The organism is Streptococcus sp. 3613, from assembly GCF_013277375.1.
GTDB classification, from domain to species: domain Bacteria; phylum Bacillota; class Bacilli; order Lactobacillales; family Streptococcaceae; genus Streptococcus; species Streptococcus pseudopneumoniae.
In genome coordinates this window covers 2,192-3,370 of sequence record NZ_VMMV01000076.1, presented here as the reverse complement: position 1 = coordinate 3,370, position 1,179 = coordinate 2,192, and the positions used below count along the sequence as shown (strand labels likewise).

Genomic DNA, 1,179 nt, shown 5'->3' with positions numbered 1-1,179 from the left:
GAACTTGCCAAGGCTAAGGCGGAAGAAGTCAAGCAAGAAGTGTCTGACACTATCAATCAGCGTTTCAATAGCTTTCATGATGAACCTTTACGAGAATCAAGGCGCAAGGCTGAGGAAGCTTTGAGACAAGCTGGCGCAAGTAGCTCTCTTGCTCAGGAAGCCAAGCAGATTGGGCTGGATTCTGTTGCTAGACTTGAAGCGTTTAAGTCGCAGACTAGGAGTGCTCAGACGGCTTTGTCGGGTGATTTGAATCTTCTAAAGCAGACAGTTACCAATGATATAAGCTCCAAGCAAAGGCAACTTAAAACTGACATTTCCAAACAAGTTCAAGCTCTCGGTCAGATAAAGAATGACTTGGCTGGAGTCAGAAGCTCTCAGGCAAGATATGAAGAGACGACTAAAGGCAGGCTAACTGCACTGACGAACAGAATGGAAGGGAAAGCTAACAAATCAGAAGTCAGGCAAACAGCAGAGACTCTGACGAGTCAGATAGACCGTATACAAGAAGAGAGCTCTACTCGTATTTCAACAATGACCTCTCGTTTTAATCAGCGCGCTGATGCGCTTGATGCTGGAGTGAGGCGTTTGACTGAAGGTCTCAGAACCAAAGCGGATATCAGCTCCCTCAACGTGACTGCTGAGAATATCCGGCAATCTGTGAAGAGTCTTGAGACAGACACGCAGAACAAACTAAATCAGAAGTTGAGTCAGGCTGAATTTGAGGTGCGAGCTGGCTCTATCCGCCAGGAAATCCTGAACGCAACCAAGGACAAGGCAGATAAGACCTTAGTTGTGGCTGAAGCTGGAAAATTGCGAGAAGAATTTTCAAATATGCAAGTTGGTGGTCGGAACTATTATCGTGATTCCGAGAAAATTCAACAGTCTCGTTTTGGTTTTGTGTTTGATAATCTAGATCCCTATCTTTCAAAGTCCGATATTGGGACAACTTGGACTCTCTCGTTTGATTATAAACTCGATGAAGTTGATGGTTCTTTTCCTTTCCACATGATGCATAATGGTGGGAATGGCTTTGGTATAGAGGGACAAACAAAGTCCACTGCGACTAGGGAGTGGCAGCGATTTAGGCTTACAGGTCCGGTATTTTTTAAAGAGGATGCGCCCTCTGAATCCAAGCTACAGATGATCCTATTCAATTCAGATTTAGGATACGGAGGAACT

The 1,179-nt window shown here is 44.9% G+C and carries 1 pseudogene; it reads left to right on the top strand.

Features of this window, described 5'->3' with window-relative positions:
* A pseudogene (locus HT708_RS11960) lies at positions 1 to 1,179 on the top strand (hypothetical protein); the annotation flags it as partial.